The sequence below is a fragment of the Burkholderia sp. Ac-20365 genome, from assembly GCF_017104715.1.
In the GTDB taxonomy this organism is placed as follows: Bacteria; Pseudomonadota; Gammaproteobacteria; order Burkholderiales; family Burkholderiaceae; genus Paraburkholderia.
In genome coordinates this window covers 256,130-273,661 of record NZ_JAAGPI010000007.1, presented here as the reverse complement: position 1 = coordinate 273,661, position 17,532 = coordinate 256,130, and the positions used below count along the sequence as shown (strand labels likewise).

Genomic DNA, 17,532 nt, shown 5'->3' with positions numbered 1-17,532 from the left:
GTCTACCACTGTCGATAGGGAATGCCATTGATGCCGACGCGATCCGATTTCGAAGAGATATCGAAGACGTCCTTGCCCGCCGTGCCGTCTGTCCCATCGGCGGGCGCTGAACCATCCGCGTGTGCCGGCGGCTCGCCGAACGCGCGCAAGGCCCAGGTATCTTCCGGCGGCGTCTGTGCATCGCCATTAAAAAAAGGATCGCGCGGGACGCGGCGCAGGAACATCAGCAGCCCACCTTTCGGATCCTTCACGTTCTTCACGCCATCCACCAGAGCGGCAAGCTTCGGCGGATACCCGGAAGCGTCCGCTTCCCGCTCGATCAAGCCGCTGTCGCTCGCTTCCTTGTAGGCGTCGAGCGCAGTACGGATTTCGCGCAGTGCCGCGCTCAACTGCTGCTCCTTCTCGCGCTGCACGATCAGCTGCGAAAAAGGCATGATCGCCAGCGCCAGAATGCCGACCAGCGCAAGCGTGATGACCAGTTCGATCAGCGTAAAACCGCGCACTCGCGCGCGACGCGCGATGCGAACACGGCCGCGACGTCCTGGGCAGAACATCGTCTAGTACCCACCGTTCTGGACCGGCCGCAACGGATTGTCGCTGGGCATGTCGCCTGGCGGCATCACGAGCATCGGCGGCGGCCCGGGAGGTGCCGCCTGCGCGGGCGCAGCGGTTGGCCCGGGCACTGCGGCAGGCGCGGCATAACCGGCCTGCGGCGCGCCGCCGTTCGTATTGCCGTTATCGCTGTTCGAGCGCGGCGTCTCGGGTGCGCCCTGTTCGGCAGGCTGCGCAGCGCCGTTGGCGGGCGCAGCAGCCGGCGGCGGCAGCGCAGGCAGGGTCGAATACCGCCCGCCGTAGGGCTGAGGCGGTGGTGTCGTACGCGGCTGCACTGGCAACTGGCCAAACGCACTCGAAGGCGGCGAGGCGGCCGGCCGGTTTTGCGTGCTGCTGTGCTGCCCGCCTCCCGTCGTACCGCCGCCGACGCTGCCGGGCGTGCGGACGACGGGACGCGGCACGGCAGGCTCGAGTTCCGCGACGACAGGATCGAGCCGCAACTGGTCCGCGTGCACGTTGACGTCGGTGCCCGACCAGACCTCCTGCGTGTCGGCATCGGCGGCAAACTGGGGACGCACGATATGCGGCGTGATCTGCAGCACGATCTCCGTCTTCACGTGATCGCCGTTGTGGTTCGAGAACAGGCGCCCGAGCAAGGGCAACTGGCCGAGGCCGGGCACCTTGTCGGCCGTCGTCCTGTCTTCGTCGGAAATCAGCCCGCCGAGAATCTGTGTCTCACCGTCGCGAAGACGCAGGCTCGTCGATGCATTGCGCGTGCCGATCTGGTACGCGAGCGTAGTCAACCCGGCCTGCGAGCTATCGCTTTGAATCACCTTGGTGATGTTGCTGACCTCGAGATTCAGCTTCATGCCAACATCGCCGTCCCGATAGACCTGCGGTTCGACTTCCAGCTTGATGCCCACATCGAGGTACTGGACCATCTGCGTATAAGACGGGCCGCTCGTGCTCGGCGTGCTCGAACTCGAAATCACGGGCACCTTGTCGCCAATCAGGATGCGCGCCTTCTCCTTGTTGCGCGCGCGGATACGCGGACTCGCGAGCAGGTTGGCGTCGGTATCGCTCAACTTGAAGTTCGCCGTGGCGGACAGGCCGCTCACGTTGAGCGCATTGATGGGCAGATGATGCAGATCGCCCCAGGTGGTCGCCGTCGACGGTGTGGACATCGTGAACGAATTCGGCCATTCGATACCGAGGTCGGTCATGCGGTCGTGCGAGACTTCGAGCACCTGCACTTCCATCATCACTTCGGGCTCGGGAATATCCTGCGCGGCGATCATCTCTTCGGCCACGCGGATTGTGTCGGGCGTGCCGCGTATCGTGACGGAATTCGCGCGTTCGTCGACCACCACTTCCTTGAGTTTGAGCAGGCTCTTCAGCAAACCCTGAATCTGCTTCGCGTCGACGTTCGACAACTGGAACGTGCGCACCTTCAGTTCCTGATACTCCAGTTGCTTCGCGGGCGTAGCCGGATAGATGAAGAGCGTGTTCGCATTCAACTGCTTCTTGTCGAGCTGGCTCTGCATCAGGATCATATCGACGGTGTCCTGAAGCGTCGCGTTCGTCACGAAGATCGTCGTCTTCAGGTCGGCCCGCACGTCGCGATCGAAAATCACGTTGAGTCCCGTCGTTTTCGACAGCGCTTCGAACACCATCCGCACGTTGGCGTCGCGGAACTGCAAGGTGACGGGCGTGCGCATGATCGACGACGACGAAATCTTTTCCTCTTTCAGCGCCCGCTGCGCGTTACGCTTGTCCTGAATCTCCTTGAGCATCTGCTGCGCCATCGGGTTGGTCGGGTTCTGCACCAGCACGCGATGCACGCGCTCCTCAGCGAGCGCGTACGAACCGCGCTGCATCATGCGGTCGGCCTCCTGCAGCGTCGACAGATCGCGCCGGTCGCGGTCGACGGCCGCGCCGATCTTGCGCCCCCGTTCGCTCGTCCTGTCGATCAGATACGCCTCGCCGAGCTTCTGGGCGGCAAGGTCGTACTGATAGCTCGCGCGATACGCTTCCGCTTCGTCGAGCAGCGTATTCATGCGTGCGTCGCGGTCGTGCAGATAGTCGAGTTGCAGTTGCGCGTTTGTGGGATCGTCCTGGCGCGTCGTTGGCGGCACCACACAGCCTCCCAGCACCAGCACGACGAGCGCGATGCACGCGGCCTGCCGCGTCATCGGCGGCAGACACGGCGAGCAGCGCGTGCGGGAACCCGGACGAGGCGGATAGCGCGTGGATGAGCCGCTGTCCCCGTTGCGGCTCCGATCGCGGCTGCATGCGGCTGTCATTTATTTTCCTTCGCTTTGCATGGAGATGACCTGCCTCTGGTTCAGCGGCAGATAGATCAGCACGACATCGCCGTCGGAAATCGACTCGACACGATACTGACCTTCGACAACGTCGCCCTGCGAGACGATCAGCAACTGGTCGCCGCGGCTCAGGAAGATGCGCGGCTTGAGCGTGGAATCGTCCAGCTTGCCGAGGTACAGATAGGGCATGGGCGGCGCGGTCGGCGGCGGCGCGGGTTCAGGCGCGGCCTGGACCACGGGAGGCGGAGGCGGCAGCCACGACGACGCGACGAACGGGTTGTTACGCGATTCGAGCGACATGGGCTTGCGCAATGCCGCGAGCTTTTTCTCCGGTGTATCGGCGGAGTGCTGGGCAGGCGAATCCGGCGCGCCGGCAAGCGGCTTTGCATTGCCCTTCGATGCGAGCGCCGCACGTCGCGTGGACGAAGCGGGCGTCGATTCGCTCCGGTGCGCGACCTGCACCGCCGCCATCGCCGCCGACACGCCGCGCGGCATGCGCCACTCGCGCACCGAAAGCGCGACGGTCGCCACGAGACACAGACCGAGCACGCAGCGGCGAATGGCATGAGCATTCATGGCCGCCCCGTCGTGTAGACGAGTTCGAAGCGAACCCGCGCGTCGAGCACGCTGCCATCGACAGCCGGCCGTTCGACGTGAATCTCGCGCAACGCTGCATTGGGCAAGTTGTTCAACACCGACGCAAGAAATCGACGGATCGCGCCGTATTGATCCTTGACGGGCAGCAGCATCTGATAGCGTACATAACGCCCGCCCGATTCAGCGACAACCAGATACTCCGCCGAGCCGACCGTGAGATTGTTGTCGCTGGCATGCGCGAGTATCGCGGCGATATCGTCCGCGCTGTGCGCGAAGCGCGGAAACAGATCGGGCAAGGATGCGAGCATCGCTGAATCCGCATCGGAGCGTGCTTCGCCTCCGGCTTGCGGTTGTTTCCTGGCTTGCGTGGGCCGAACATCATTCGCGAGGGCGAGCGTGCTTGCCTGCATGCGCATCGCGCTGTTCGCCATGACGACGGCAGAGCACAGCACAGCGACGCCCACGAGCCCGTTAATGCCGAAGCGCCGCGCGAGTTCGAAGCGTAGCGTCAGCAGGCGTTCGCGCAGCGCTTCCGCGTTCATGACCGGCTCCACACTGCGGTGATCTGAAACCGTACGGGCGTACCCGGCACGTTGTTCTCGATCTCGTGATCGTTGAGAATGGCCTCGCGCAGCAGCTTGCTCGATTGCAGGTACCTCAGATAGGCAATCATCGCATCGAAATTTTTCGCTTCCGCCGTGATGCGGATCTGACTTTGCACAGGGTTGTGATCGATACCGATCAGCGCGACGTCGTGCGCGGGATAGTCTTCCAGAATCGACAGCAGATCCTGCCAGGGCACCGTCAGCTCGCGCAGTACCGCGAGGCTCTGCTTCTCCGCATGCATCGCGGCGGGCGTCGCGGGCTTGACGGCGCGATGCGACTTCGCGAACAACCGGTGCCGCACCTGCTCCATCTGCTCCTGTGCGCGATCGTTGTCGTCGTACGCTTGCCACAGGCGCACCGCGCTCGCGAGCAACAACACGATCGCGATGCCGAGCACGACCAGGCCCGCCGGTGCAATGCGCCGCCCGCTGCGCGCGAAGTCGATGTCGAGCGGCGCGTTCATTGCGCGTACTCCAGCAGGCGGTGTGCAAAGCTGTTGCGCGTTTCGCTGCCCGACGCGACATCGCGTGACGCGGCTACAGCCACACTCGCAAAGCGCGCCTCAAACGCTTCAGGATCGATATCGAAGCCTTGCAGGATTAATGCGCATTCCTGGCGCGTCGCGTCGCTGCGCTCGGCACAGCGCTCGAACGCCTGCTCCACTAGCGCCGCGATGCGCGTGGGATCGGTTGCATCACCTGCGAAGAGGCGTTGCGCGTCGTACCCGACCCATCCGTTTGCTTCGACAAGGACGGCTTGCAGCAGGGCATCCGTGACGAAGGCGAGCATGGTGGTCGACCTGGGTCTGACGCCGAGTGCGCGATTGACCATCTCCGGCAAACACAGTTTCAGCGCGCGTACAGTGACGCCCGCCGAAGCACCCGCATCGCGAACGCCTTCAACGAGCGTGCGCGGCAACGCACACGCGAACGCCGCCAGTCCGCCCCGTTGCACGCATATCCGCACGACAATCGCTTCGGCTTCGGCGTCATACGTGTCGACGAAATGCGCGCGGGCCAGCTCGTCGATTTCGCGTGCACGCAGCGTCCGAAAATCGCCGCGCAGAATCGCGTGATTCGCCCAGAAGTCGTCGAGCACGATGTGTGCGCTGCGGTTTCGCGAGGACGCGTTCTTACGCGGTGCTGGATCTTCGTCGGGCTCGCGTTCAAACGCAGCACGCAATGCATCGAATACGCCGCTTTCCGTGTAGCACTGCTCCGGCGGCATCGCTACAGTGCGCGTGTCCATGAGGGGCGCGGCCTTGCGCAAACGTACCCACCGCGACGCACGCGGACCGACGGCAATCTCGCGCGTGCCAACGCCGATGCCGATGCCCTCGCCGAGCCAGTCATTCGACCATAGTGACACGGTTGATCTCCTCGAGGGTCGTCTCGCCCTGGCGCACGAGACGGATCGCCGCGCGGCGCAATGTCTGCATGCCCTGACGGAAAGCGGCGGCCTTGATCTGCGTGAGCGGTGCGCGCTCGGACAGCAACTGACGCAACTCATCGTCCATGCGCAGCGCCTCCGCTATTGCGCGACGCCCGCGATATCCGCTGCCACGGCATGCCGCGCATCCCCTGCCGCGTCTGAACAGATAGTCGCCCGCCGTGTCGGGATCGATGCCCGAACGGGCAAGCGTGTCGGCGTCCACGCTGTCTTGCGCGACACAATCGGCGCAGCACTGGCGCAGCAGCCGCTGTGCGATCACACCGTTCAGCGCGGAGACGAAGCTGTACGGATCGACATCCATGTTCGTGAAGCGCCCGATCACATCGAACACGTTGTTCGCGTGTACGGTGGTGAAGACCTGATGGCCCGTCAACGCCGCCTGCACCGCGATCTGCGCCGTCTCGGGGTCGCGGATTTCACCGACCATGATCTTGTCCGGGTCGTGGCGCAGTATCGAACGAAGCCCGCGCGCAAAAGTCAGCCCTTTTGCTTCGTTGACGGGAATCTGCAGAATGTCGCCCAGCTGATACTCGACAGGATCTTCGATCGTGACCGTCTTTTCGAGGCCGTCGTTGATCTCGGTGAGAATCGCGTAGAGCGTCGTGGTCTTGCCGCTGCCCGTCGGACCGGTGACGAGCAGCATGCCGTACGGCATCGCGGCGATCGTGCGCATGAAGCGTGTGTCTTCCTGTTGAAATCCCAGCGCTTCCAGCGTAAGCCCGCCCGAGGCCTGCGAAAGCTGATAGCGGTCGAGAATGCGCAGCACGGCATCTTCGCCGAACTGGTTCGGCATGATCGAGACGCGAAAATCGATTTCGCGTCCCGCGTAGACCGCCTTGAAACGCCCGTCCTGCGGCACGCGCCGCTCGGCGATATCCAGCTCGGAGATGACCTTCACCCGCGACAGCACCTGATCGGCCACATCGCGCCCTTCGACGCGGCCGACCACCGTCAGCACGCCGTCGACGCGGCATTTGATCATCAGCCCGTTCGCGCGGCATTCGAGGTGAATGTCGCTCGCCATCATCTTCAGCGCGTCGTAGATGGTCGAATTGAGCAGGCGCACGACGGCGCTGTCGTCGTTGCTGATGCCCTGCAACGTCAGCGCGAGCGAAGCAGGGTCGGCGGCATGCTGACCCGTTTCGTCGAACGCGAGCGAGTCCATCGCCCGCACGTCCTTCTCGCGCACAGCGAGCCATGCCGTGATGTCGCCGACGCTCGCAAGCGCCCATCGATACGGCATCATCGGCCGCGCCCGCATGCGCTGCTCGACGCTGCCGCGCGTGCGCCGGTCGAGCGGATCGGCGATGACGAACAACAGGCCGCGCGCATCGGCGGGATCTGCGAAGCAGATGCACAAACGCGTCGCTGCCTCGACGAACGGCACCACGTCGAAGTCAGGCTGCAGCGCGTTCAAGGTCTGCATCGTGATGGGCTGCATATGGCACTGCGTGGCGAGCCGCGCGAGCAGTTCGTCGGCGCGCACGTTCGGCTGCGCGAACAGATCTTCCAGCGCGCGCACACCGGAGCCATGGCGCTCCGTCAGCGTGCGCAATGCGTCGCGCAGATCGACGCTGTCCTTGCCGTCGATGCCGTTCGCGATGCTCACCGTGTCCATGACGTTCTCGCCTGTCGTTGCGCTACTGGATGCTCGACGCGATTTCGAAGATCGGCATATACATCAGCACGACGATGCCGCCGATCACGACGCCGATGAAAATCATCATCGCGGGTTCGATCAGCCGCGAAATCAGATCGATGGCCCGCGCAACCTGTGCTTCCTGAAATGCCGCGATCCGGTCGAGCACCGGGCCGAGTCCGCCCGTTTTCTCCGCTACCGTCAGCAGCCGGTAGGTGATCGCATCGGCGAGCGAGGCCTGCTGGAACGCGTCTGAAATCTTCGCGCCGTTGCGCACCTGTTCGAGCGCGCGGGCAAGCGACGCCTGATCGGAGCGGCTGACGAGGCCCTTCGCAAGATCGAATGCACGCACAGCGGGAATGCCGCCGTCGACCAGCATCGCGGTGGTGCGAAAGAACTGCGACTGACGGAACACGCGAAAGTACTGGCCGATGCCGGGCAATGCGAGCATGCGGTCGGCGATCCAGTCGCGCGCGGCCGGACGGCGCAACATCACGGCAGCGGCAATCGCGAGCGTCCCGGCTCCGATCGACAGCTCCTCGCCATGCGCGTGAACCATGCTGCCCCACGCGATCAGCAGTTGAGAAAGAAGCGGTAGTTCGCGCCCGCTATGTTCGAGCAGCGTCGCGAAGCGCGGGACGACGAAGCCCAACAGAAAGAGCACGACTACCGCGCCAACCACCAGCAGGACCGTCGGATAGATCGCTGCCGACACCACACGGCCGCGCAGCTCATGCAGCATCGCGCTGTTGCGCGAATACCGCGTGAGGCTGTCCGCGAGACCGCCCGTCTGTTCGCTCGCTTTCACGCAGGCAACCAGCACGGCGGGAAATACGCTATTCGCCTGTTCGAGCGCGGCAGACAACGACTGGCCTTCTTCGAGTCGCCGCAACAGTTCGCGATAGACAGCAGCCGATGCGTCGCGACGCTCGTTGCTCGCCAGCGTGCGCAATGCATCGACGACACCGACGCCTGCCGCAAGGAGCGCCGCGAGTTCGCGCGCAAAGAGTTCGACATTCAGCTTGCCGCGCGCAGGCGCCGCTGCCCGCAGCCGCCATTGCACGCTGACGCGTTCGCCGCGCACCGACACGACGCGCAGCCCTCGCGCGCGAGCGATCGCGGCTGCCGCGGTGGTCGAATCGCTCTCGACGCGCACCGTCTGTACCGCACCGTTCATGTCGAAGACCCGCAGCACGTACTTCACGTCGCCTCTCCTCACATCTCCCATCCCGCGTCCCGCCCGGCGCTCACCAGGAATTCACGTCCGAGTTCTCGCCCGCGCCGCCCGGCTGACCGTCCTTGCCGTACGAATACAGGTCGTAGTCGCCATGCTCGCCAGGCGCACGGTATTGATACGGACGGTCCCAAGGGTCGGGCGGCACGGCTTTCTGCAGATAGGGACCGCTCCAGTGCGGCGCGTCTTGCGGCTTCGACATCAGCGCCTGCAAGCCTTCTTCCGTCGACGGATAAGCGCCCACATCGAGCCGGTACTGGTCGAGCGCCTTGCCGAGCGATTCGATCTGCGCGCGCGCAATCTTCGTGTTCGACTTGCCGATCTGCTCGAAATAACGTGGTGCAACGAGACCCGCCAGCAATCCGATAATGACCATCACGACCAACAGTTCGAGCAGCGTAAAGCCACTTTCGCGCGCGACCCGCGGTCCACGCGCGTCGACCGGTTCGACGGATGCGGGCTTGCACCCGCTTTCGCTCACGTCGCTCACGTTGCTGTCCTCCCTGTGGCTTCGCGCTGCATTGACGCCTCTGCGCCTGAGTGCATTCTTGTTCAGGTCCGCAGGGACGCTAAGTAGGGAGACCCGTGCAAACGGATGGGTAAAGCCCCTCCAGTTTTCGACGGTCTAAACGAAGTAGTTCAACCCATTGGACGCGTCGTCGGGCAGCGCGAGCACGCCAAGATCGAGCGCGATGCGCACGAGCCCCGTGGCGTTCGACACACCGAGCTTGCGCATCAGGCTGGCGCGATGCTTTTCGATGGTTTTCGGACTCAGGCGCAGCTGCTCGCCGACTTCGCGATTGGTGCAGCCCTCCGCGACGAGCCGCAGAACCGAGCGTTCGCGGCCCGTGAGCGCGCTCCATGTCTGCGCATGCTGCGTGTTCGATGCAAGGCCGCGCGGCTCGCCGTGCCGCGCGCCGTATTCATCGAGCGTCGCGTTGCGGCGGCCCAGCATGACGAGGCGCATCGCCTCGACGAGTTCGTCGAAAGATGCGTCCTTCAGCACGTAACCGTCGACACCCGCCGCCAGCGCCTCGCGCATATGCATGTCGCTCGCGTGAATGGTCAACGCGATGATGCGTATGTGCGGCGTTTGCCGCTTGATCTGCGCGATCGCTTCGACGCCGCTCTTGCCGGGCATCGACAGATCCATGAGGATCAGATCGGGCAGCAGCGCCGCGGCGAGATTGCACGCCTCGACGCCGTCGCTCGCCTCGCCCGCTACGCTGTATTGCTGCAACCGGCGGACCATCGAACACAGGCCGCCGCGCAGCAGCGGCTGGTCCTCGGCGATCAATACCCGGTGGATCTTCTCCACTTTGCCACCTCCGCGCGGCGCGTCACGATCCGTTGCTGTCGACGATCTCGTGATAGGCGCTCAACAGTTCGTCGGGTGTCGCAAGTCCGTCCAGGCGCAGCCATGGCTTGCCGGGTGCAGCCCGCAAAAACGCGACGGCCGTGTGGTTCATCTTGTCGCCGCGATAGACGTTGAACGCGCGCTGGGCCGCCACGCTCGCGTCCACGGTGCCCGTGTAGTACTGCCATTCGGGGCCGGCGTCGAAGCGCGCCGCATACGATTTGAGGCGTGCAGGCGTGTCTTCTTCAGGGTCGATCGAGATCGACACCAGATGCACCTTGTCGCGCTCGCTGCCCAGTTGCTCCTGCAACTGCTCGAAAGTCTCGCTGACCATCGGGCAGATCGTCGTGCAGGACGTGTAGATGAACGTCAGCACGACGGGGCGGCCATCGTTCAGTTCATCGGTCAGCGACACGGACTTGCCGTCGTCGCGCACGAGCGTGACGGGCGGCAGCGCGTAGTCGGCTGTGGTGCGCGTCGTGCCCATCGCCATATCGTGATGATGCGCGTGCATGTCGGTCTCGCCGGACATCGAGTGCTGCTCGTCTTTCGACTCGTCCTGTGTCGGCGTGGCGGTTGCGGGCGCTTTCGCATGGTTTGCGTCGTCGGCGTCATTGGACTCGTGCGCAGCGGGCATCGGCATGCCGGCGGGCATTGCATGCGCTTCGTCCGTCGCGGCCGCCTGGGTTGCCTTCTCTTTCGACGCCGCGCTGGCCGCTGCCTGCTTCATGACGCGCTGTTTGGCGGACATGCCAGCCAGCGCGGGATCGTTCGCCGGGTTGTCGTTTTCGTTTGCAACGGCATTCGCGATGGCATCGTCGCCGCTGGCTTCGTCCATCTTCATCGACGCATCCTGATGATGCGCCGCCATCTCCGCATCGGCTGCGGGCGGCTGTTGCGCATCGGCGCAGAACGCGGCTTGCGCCGCGAGTCCCGCGCCCGTCAGAATGAGCGCACTGAGTACGCGCTTGTGGGTGTCCATCGCAACCTCCTCTCCATGACGCAACGGGCTGCGAACCAGGGGCCGGCACGCAATTCCCCCTTGCTCGTCCCAGTCTCGTCAATCGGGTCGAGAGCGTCATTGGATGAAGCTCCCCAAAGCAAGGTAGGGAACGTCCACCTGAGGGTTGCTCCGCTGCGCACGGCCTGATATTCCCCGTGCCGATCGCAGTACGTGCCCCGTTGCGGCGCGTGCAACTCACGGCCTACAATCGTCCAGCGGCTTGAGAGTTTTTCGGGTCTACCAGCAGGAGCACCGATGCATGCCATGACGCCGCCAGAACCGCCCGTTAGGCTGCGCGATCTGATCGACGCGATGCGCAAGCTGGGCAACGCCGTGCGTCGCGCGCAGCCTCATGCCACACATGCCGCGCATGTCAGCGACGCACGCGGCGCCGCTCTGGCCGTGACAACGCATACGGGCACGATCATCAGCGTGAACCGCAGCGCGGCCGTGCTGTTCGGCTACGCGAGCAGTGAGCTTGCGGGCAAGCCGCTCGCCGACTTCGCGCATGACGACGATCGCGCGGAGGTTGAGAAGCAGTTGCAGCGCGATGCCGCTGAAGCGTTCCGTTCATTCGACGTGACACTCGTCAGCAGGACGGGACACCGGATGCCGCTGAATCTGTATCGGCAGAACATTGCATCCGGCACCGCAGATGCACCGCTGCATCTGATGATGTTCGTCGAGCCGCTGCCTTCGTCGCATACGGCCAGTCCACGCGGCGACGACACCCACACTTTCACGAACTGGCTGAACATGGGCCAGCAGCGCGAACGACAGCGCCTCGCCGCAGAACTGCACGACGGCATGGGCCAGGCACTGACGCTGATCAAGCTGATGGTGGAAGACGCGCGCATGCGCTTGCGCTCAGGACAAACAGACGATGCGACGCAACTGCTCGACGCGACTGTCCTGCAGATCCGCGACACCATCGGCGAAATGCGGCAGATATGCGGCGAGCTACGCCCGCTCGCACTGGAGCGCCTCGGATTGCCCGCCGCATTGAGCACGCTGTGCCGGCGTGTCGAGCAAAGCGTCGAGACCTTGCGTGTCGCCTTTGCATGCGGCGTGGAAGACGGCGAGATTCCCGATCATCTGAAAGCCGATATCTTTCGCGTCGTCCAGGAAGCGCTCAACAACATCGTCAAGCATGCGGACGCGTCGGAAGTGCACGTCGAATTGCAGCGCGACGTCTCACATCTGCTGCTGTCGATCCGCGACAACGGCAGTGGCTTCGACAATCACCCGCTTCGTTCAAACGATGCCCGCTCGAACGGGTTGGGATTGATCGGCATGCAGCATCGCGTCGAGGCGCAAGGCGGCGCGTTCGCGGTACACGCAGGCAATGACGGCGGCACGGAGATCACCGCGCGCTGGCGTCTGTGGCACTCACGCTCGTGCGGCTAGCCCGCCTCGGTGCCGCTCAGGCGCGATTGCGCGCCGCTCTGTGCAGCATCGGAATCGTGCATGGCTTGTGTGTTATCGAGGCCGACGCACAATTTGTCATCGTCCGATTCCTGTTCTGCGCACTTCGACGCGAGCGACGTCAGCAAGCCCATGCTGATCGCCGCGAGCACCAGGCCCGTGACGTTTTCGATCTCGAGTTTGTGCATCACGCTCGCGCGATACTTCTCGATCGTCTTCGGGCTGAGATTCAGATACTGACCCACCTGCCTGTTCGTGCGCCCTTCCGCAATCAGCTTCAACACACTGCGCTCGCGGGCAGTCAACAGATCCCATGCTTTCTTCGGCGCAGCGATCTCGCGGCCCGTTACGAACGAATCGACCATGAACCCGTACACGTCGGCGCTCAAGTGCTTCTTGCCTTGCATGACTGTGCGCATCGCGAATAGCAGTTCATCGAACGACACGTCCTTTAGCACGTAGCCGTCCACGCCCGCGCGCAATGCCTCGCGTACGTACTCTTCGCTCTGATGCACGGTCAATGCAATGATGCGCACGTTCGGCGAACGCCGCTTGATGGCAGCCGTCGCGTCGATGCCGTTCATGCCGCGCATCGACAGGTCCATCAGGATCAGATCCGGCGCGACGGACATGGCGACCTGACACGCCTCCTTTCCGTCGCGCGCTTCGCCCACCACTTCATACTCGCTCTGCGCCGACAGCATCGATCGCAACCCGCTGCGCAGCAGGTCATGATCTTCAGCGATGATGACTCGATGTTTGATATTCACGGTCGGCTCCTCGGTTCCGAAAGACAGCGTGGCCCATGTCGAGCACAAAATTCTTCTTCTTTCGATTGTTACTTTCTGGAACATTACGTTATTATTTCGTCATGCTAACGTTGAACGGCGATACCGTTGCTGAGCATGCTTTGGCGCAAGAAGTAGCAAGGATCCTGCCATCCTCGGGCAGCCAGATCGGACGTCAGGCCAGTTGAAAACAGTCAGATATCGGTAAAATTTGCCCGCAAAAACGTTTCATTTCTGATCGATTTCTTTCTGTGACACGCGTTGGTAATAATTGGTGCAAAGTGACTTTTCACCCGGAATCGCCAGTAACCGGGATAGTTTTACTCGCTTGCAACAAGACACTTTCTACTTCTACCTTCAGCCAGGCCACCCGCCCGCTACTGCGCGCACAACGCGATTTCCCGTAACGCACGCACCTGTAACGTTTCTGTACATTGGGTGAAAGCCCTCTGCTCGCGTGTCCGAAAAAGGGGAACTCGCCCCATTGCCCCGCTCCATACTGCGCACCACAATCAGAGCACCAGCGGAGATCCATCATGCGCGGGCACGCAACGATACGAACGGTTCAATCGGCGACCGTGCCATCCGTCGTAATCGGGGCTGTGCTTTTTGCGTGCATGCAGTCAGCGCACGCGGATATCTTCGGCAAGGTCGACAAGTCGGGCGCAGTCGTACTGACCGATTCCCCGGGCAAGGCAGGCATGTCGTTGATCGTCGCAGCGCCCGCGGCTGCGCCCCGAACAAAGCAAGCCGGCAGCACGCGTTCCGTGCCCGGCGACACAGCACAGTTCGACGGCGTGATCACCGAAGCCAGCACGACTTTCCATCTTCAACCCGAACTCCTGCGCGCGGTGATCGAAGTCGAATCGCGCTACAACCCGTTCGCGGTGTCCGACAAGGGCGCGCTCGGCCTCATGCAGTTGATGCCAGACACTGCGCGCAGATTCTCAGACGGCGACATGTTCAATCCGCGCGACAACGTGCTGGCCGGTGCGCACTATCTGCGCTTTCTGCTCGATCTGTTCAAGGACGATATGGAACTCGCGCTGGCCGCCTATAACGCGGGAGAGAATGCCGTCATACGGGCGGGTTATCGCATTCCGTCTTTTCCCGAAACGCGCTCGTATGTGCCGCGGGTGCTGGAGAAATATCGGCTGCTGCTGCCTGCGAGCAGTTAGGCCCAACAGCGGCTGCGACGACTGCGTGCGTCTACGGCACGATCCAGTCGCTGTCCGCGACGACGCGCATGCGGTCTGGTTCCGCGAATCGCACGATATACCCGCCCTTCGATGCAAAGCGCTGACCGGGCGCGAGCGTCAGGCGCGGATAGTAGCCGGTGAGAATGCGATGCTCGAGCATGTCGTCGATGCGTTCGACGAGATAGTCGCGCACAAATGCATCGACCATATGGCTCAACGTTTCGGCCAGCAGTCCGCACGCTAGGTAGGTGTCGGCCTGCACGCGTTCATCGACGACGGGGATATGGCGTATCGCGAACCAGCCGAACGCATAGTCGACCCGCACGCGGCGTCCTTGCGGCAGATCGACGGGATACGCCACGCGGGCGCTGTCGCGCCAGCGTGACGGCAGCGGCACGCGATCCAGGCCGCCCATCAGGCCCGACACGTAGACAGGAACCGATGCGGGCGGCGCATCGCCGAGTGCGGCGATGTCGGGCGGCCTGAGCCACAAGACCAGTGCGCCCGCGTGCGATGCATTGTGAAGCGCCATCGCGACGCGCGCGTCCGGCGGCATCGCGCGGTTTTCGACAGCGATACCCTGCTTGCGCAGATCCGCCGCAAGCGCTTGCGCGGCCGCTTCGCCACTGTCGCCGGCACGGTAGAGTTGCAGCACGGTCCTGATAGAGCGCCCCGACGCAGCGCTTGCGGGTTCACGTATCCGCTTTGCGATCAGCTCTGCTTCGAGCAATACGCCGCGCGAAAAATACATCGAATAGAAATCGTGTTCGCTTTCGACGGGCACTTCGACATTCGGAAACAGACACGGCACCTGCTCGTGCTCGCAGAAGTCGTGAACGGGCGCCCAGTTCCGGCCACCCAGTCCCGACACGACCGCGAACACCGGCTGCTGCGCGAGATGCTGACGCAACTGCGCCTGCCACGTGCCGGGCGCGCCGTGCAACTCCCACACGTGCAACTCCCATCGGCGGTTGACCATGAACATCATCTTGCGCGACGAGCGCAGTGCCGGCGTCGCACCGAGCGGCGCCGCATTCTTGTCGGCAAAATAATGTTCGAGCACATCGAGCATGCCGCGCCGTTTCACCGGGTCTGCGTCCGGCGTGATGATAGTCGCGAAGTGCAGTACGGTGTCCGTCACGCCCGGTGCCCTGCGCCTGTCGAGCGTATTCAGATATTCGATCAACGCCCGCATGTCCGTGTCACTGAGCGCGAATTGCGGCATCAGAAAACCCAGCGGCTTGCCTTCGGAATCGATACCTTCGCGAATTGCGCGCGCAAGTGTGGCTTCTGTATAAGGCTGCCGGCTGGTGCGCATGCCGTCGATGAACGGCACCGTGAGTTCATCCGCACTCTGCGTGGCCGGACGAAACAGATATTGCGCGGCGATGGGCGGAATCGTCGTGTTGCCTTCCTTCGAGCCGAGACCGCTGCGGCGGTGGCAATTCACACACGCCGCGGCCGGCCCTTGCATGGCCAACTGGCCGTGATGCGTCGCTTCGACAGGACGGCCATCGCCTGCCATGCCGTCGCGATAGATCGCCTCGCCGGCATCGGTGGGCGGTGCAGCGTGCGCGCCAAACGGTGGCATCGGCACGCTCGCTGCCAACGCGAACGCCAGCAGCGTGCGCCGCTGCCATTCACGTGCTTTCGCGACGAGGCCGCGCATCATGGCTATGGCGCAGGGCGAAGCGCGGGCATGCCGCTCACGCCGACGGCCACCGTCGCGCGCCGTCCCGGCATGGCGGGTTTGACGAACATGCCGTCGTCGAGCGGTGGATTGATCGAGACACGTTCGAGCACCAGCCGATCCTTCTTCGCCGCACCCACTACGCCGCTCTCGATCACGAACGGCACCTGCACGCCATTGACTTCGCGGTAGTCGCGATAGGCCACTTCGACAGTCACAGGCGTGCGCGACAGGCTCGGTGCTTCACGGTCGTATTTGATGTCGAGAAACGATGCGGCGTCGATCCACACATGCCGATGCGCGCCCGATGGCAAGGTCACGATCAGCCGGTACGCCGGCTTCCCTTCGACGGAGTCCGTTGCGTCGAGTGCGACCGCGATGCCCTTTGCCGCATGATCGAGCAACGGACCATCGATCACCTGTTCATCGCGCGCGTAACGGATTTCCTGCGGCGTATAGGGCTGCACATCGGGCGCGCCACCCGACGACGGCCTGATCTTCCAGCCCTCCTTGCCGTTGAAGACACGCACGATCCGCTGGTTCATCGCCGTGATCTCGAAGCGCGTGCTGTCGGGCCGCCGCAGCGCCAGCACGAACGGTGCGTTCGGCGTGGGCGCGTTGGCGCTCTCGACATGCCCGGTCCACAGCATCGTGCGGATCTGCCGCCAGGCTTCTTCGCCGCCGCGCGCGGACGCATTCTTCGCGATGATCTCGTCGACCGTGAGCGGGTGTTCGGCAGCGGGCATCTGTGCCCAGGCGAACGCGGAGACGCAGCCCGCCAGCAACCATGAGGTGAGGCGTTTCATGATCGTGACTCCCATCCGGATGCGCGACGTCATCTGGCCGCCACCCTGGCGGGCGCGGTTTGCGGCTGCGCGGGCAACTGTGGCTTCGCGAAGAGCGCATCGTCGGCGGGCTGGTTCACGCTCACGCGCTGTATCGTCATCTGATGCTTCTGCTTCACGCCCGTCACCTGCGTTTCGAGCAGATGCGGCATCATCAGCGCGCCTTCACGGCGGTAGTCGCGGTAGTACACGGCCACCGTATGCATACGGCCATCCATCCTGCGCGGGTCGCCTTCGACTTTCAGTTCCAGAAAGCTCGATGCATCGATCCACACGTGCCGTTGCCCCTGATCCCTGGTCGTGAGCAGCAGTTTGTACGCACGGTGGCCTTCGATCGTCTCCATGCCCTGCAACGCAACCTGGCTGCCCTTGGCCGCATAGTCGACCAGCGGTCCGTCGAGATCGGCTGTTTCCGCCGCGGATTTTGCTTCGGCGGGGGTATACGGTTCGGCGACGTTGCGCCCGAGGAACGGCCGCACCTTCCAGCCCTGACTGCCGTCGTAGACCTGGAAGGCGATCTGGTTATCGAAGTTCAGTTCGAAACGGCTCTTGTGCGGCCGCTTCATCGTCATCACGAACGGCAGCTTGACGGGCTTCGTGCCGCCAACATCGATCTGTCCGCTCATCGTCATGGTGTTGACTGCTCGCCATGCCTGCAATCCGCCGCGCGCAGCGACGTTGCGCTCCACGACCTGCGCCGCGCTCATGCCGCCGCCTGCCGCCGCCATCGCGACCTGCGAAACGGCGATCGCGGCCGCTGCGCCCGTGAAGCAAACCGTGTTCAGAATGCCCCGTGTCATGTCGATCTCCTCGATGTGATG

17 protein-coding genes and 1 pseudogene are annotated in these 17,532 nt (G+C 63.7%); 3 read left to right on the top strand and 15 right to left on the bottom strand.

Features of this window, described 5'->3' with window-relative positions:
• Positions 1-2: 2 nt before the first annotated feature.
• From G3O01_RS15665 to G3O01_RS45320, 11 genes and pseudogenes are all read right to left on the bottom strand, one after another.
• Positions 3-554 (bottom strand): type II secretion system protein, encoded by a 552-nt coding sequence (locus G3O01_RS15665; RefSeq protein WP_205806040.1) that lies wholly within the window; start codon positions 552-554, stop codon positions 3-5.
• Positions 555-557: 3 nt separating this feature from the next.
• Positions 558-2,855 (bottom strand): secretin N-terminal domain-containing protein, encoded by a 2,298-nt coding sequence (locus G3O01_RS15660; protein ID WP_205806039.1) that lies wholly within the window; start codon positions 2,853-2,855, stop codon positions 558-560.
• Positions 2,856-3,452, bottom strand: a complete 597-nt coding sequence (locus G3O01_RS15655; RefSeq protein WP_205806038.1) for a hypothetical protein — start codon at positions 3,450-3,452, stop codon at positions 2,856-2,858.
• A complete protein-coding gene (locus G3O01_RS15650; RefSeq protein ID WP_205806037.1) occupies positions 3,449-4,015 on the bottom strand; it encodes a hypothetical protein in 567 nt (188 codons plus the stop codon). Before G3O01_RS15650 ends, G3O01_RS15655 begins: the two co-directional genes overlap by 4 nt.
• Positions 4,012-4,542: a hypothetical protein gene (locus G3O01_RS15645; protein ID WP_205806036.1), complete on the bottom strand. Its 531-nt coding sequence runs from the start codon at positions 4,540-4,542 to the stop codon at positions 4,012-4,014. The genes G3O01_RS15650 and G3O01_RS15645 overlap by 4 nt, the downstream gene beginning before the upstream one ends.
• Positions 4,539-5,447, bottom strand: coding sequence for a hypothetical protein (locus G3O01_RS15640; RefSeq protein ID WP_205806035.1), 909 nt, complete (start codon positions 5,445-5,447; stop codon positions 4,539-4,541). Before G3O01_RS15640 ends, G3O01_RS15645 begins: the two co-directional genes overlap by 4 nt.
• Complete coding sequence (locus G3O01_RS15635) at positions 5,428-7,149, bottom strand: GspE/PulE family protein (RefSeq protein ID WP_205806034.1); 1,722 nt, start codon at positions 7,147-7,149, stop codon at positions 5,428-5,430. Before G3O01_RS15635 ends, G3O01_RS15640 begins: the two co-directional genes overlap by 20 nt.
• Positions 7,150-7,171: 22 nt before the next feature.
• Positions 7,172-8,374, bottom strand: a complete 1,203-nt coding sequence (locus G3O01_RS15630) for a type II secretion system F family protein (protein ID WP_205806033.1) — start codon at positions 8,372-8,374, stop codon at positions 7,172-7,174.
• Between the two features lie 43 nt (positions 8,375-8,417).
• Positions 8,418-8,894, bottom strand: coding sequence for a type II secretion system major pseudopilin GspG (gspG, locus tag G3O01_RS15625; protein WP_346779192.1), 477 nt, complete (start codon positions 8,892-8,894; stop codon positions 8,418-8,420).
• A 135-nt stretch (positions 8,895-9,029) separates the two neighbouring features.
• Positions 9,030-9,722 (bottom strand): response regulator transcription factor, encoded by a 693-nt coding sequence (locus G3O01_RS15620; protein ID WP_205806032.1) that lies wholly within the window; start codon positions 9,720-9,722, stop codon positions 9,030-9,032.
• A gap of 22 nt (positions 9,723-9,744) precedes the next feature.
• Positions 9,745-10,284: pseudogene (locus tag G3O01_RS45320) on the bottom strand (SCO family protein); the annotation flags it as partial.
• A 735-nt stretch (positions 10,285-11,019) separates the two neighbouring features.
• Here G3O01_RS45320 and G3O01_RS15610 point away from each other — a divergent pair.
• Positions 11,020-12,171, top strand: a complete 1,152-nt coding sequence (locus G3O01_RS15610; protein ID WP_205806030.1) for a histidine kinase — start codon at positions 11,020-11,022, stop codon at positions 12,169-12,171.
• Here G3O01_RS15610 and G3O01_RS15605 read toward each other — a convergent pair.
• Positions 12,168-12,959 carry a response regulator transcription factor gene (locus G3O01_RS15605; protein WP_205806029.1) on the bottom strand — a complete coding sequence of 264 codons (792 nt, stop codon included), beginning with the start codon at positions 12,957-12,959 and terminating at the stop codon, positions 12,168-12,170. The genes G3O01_RS15610 and G3O01_RS15605 overlap by 4 nt on opposite strands.
• A 35-nt stretch (positions 12,960-12,994) precedes the next feature.
• Between G3O01_RS15605 and G3O01_RS15600 the strand changes: the two genes are divergently transcribed.
• A complete protein-coding gene (locus G3O01_RS15600) occupies positions 12,995-13,165 on the top strand; it encodes a hypothetical protein (protein WP_205806028.1) in 171 nt (56 codons plus the stop codon).
• Between the two features lie 348 nt (positions 13,166-13,513).
• Positions 13,514-14,155, top strand: a complete 642-nt coding sequence (locus G3O01_RS15595; RefSeq protein WP_205806027.1) for a lytic transglycosylase domain-containing protein — start codon at positions 13,514-13,516, stop codon at positions 14,153-14,155.
• A 31-nt stretch (positions 14,156-14,186) separates the two neighbouring features.
• On the opposite strand, the gene G3O01_RS15590 is transcribed toward G3O01_RS15595, so the two are convergent.
• From G3O01_RS15590 to G3O01_RS15580, 3 genes are read right to left on the bottom strand one after another with little or no spacing between them, the layout of a single operon-like run.
• On the bottom strand, positions 14,187-15,845 hold the full coding sequence (locus G3O01_RS15590) for a c-type cytochrome (RefSeq protein ID WP_205806122.1): 1,659 nt from the start codon (positions 15,843-15,845) through the stop codon (positions 14,187-14,189).
• 5 nt (positions 15,846-15,850) lie between these two features.
• A complete protein-coding gene (locus tag G3O01_RS15585) occupies positions 15,851-16,672 on the bottom strand; it encodes a hypothetical protein (protein WP_205806026.1) in 822 nt (273 codons plus the stop codon).
• A 29-nt stretch (positions 16,673-16,701) separates the two neighbouring features.
• Positions 16,702-17,511: an outer membrane lipoprotein-sorting protein gene (locus G3O01_RS15580; protein ID WP_205806025.1), complete on the bottom strand. Its 810-nt coding sequence runs from the start codon at positions 17,509-17,511 to the stop codon at positions 16,702-16,704.
• Between the last annotated feature and the right edge of the window lie 21 nt (positions 17,512-17,532).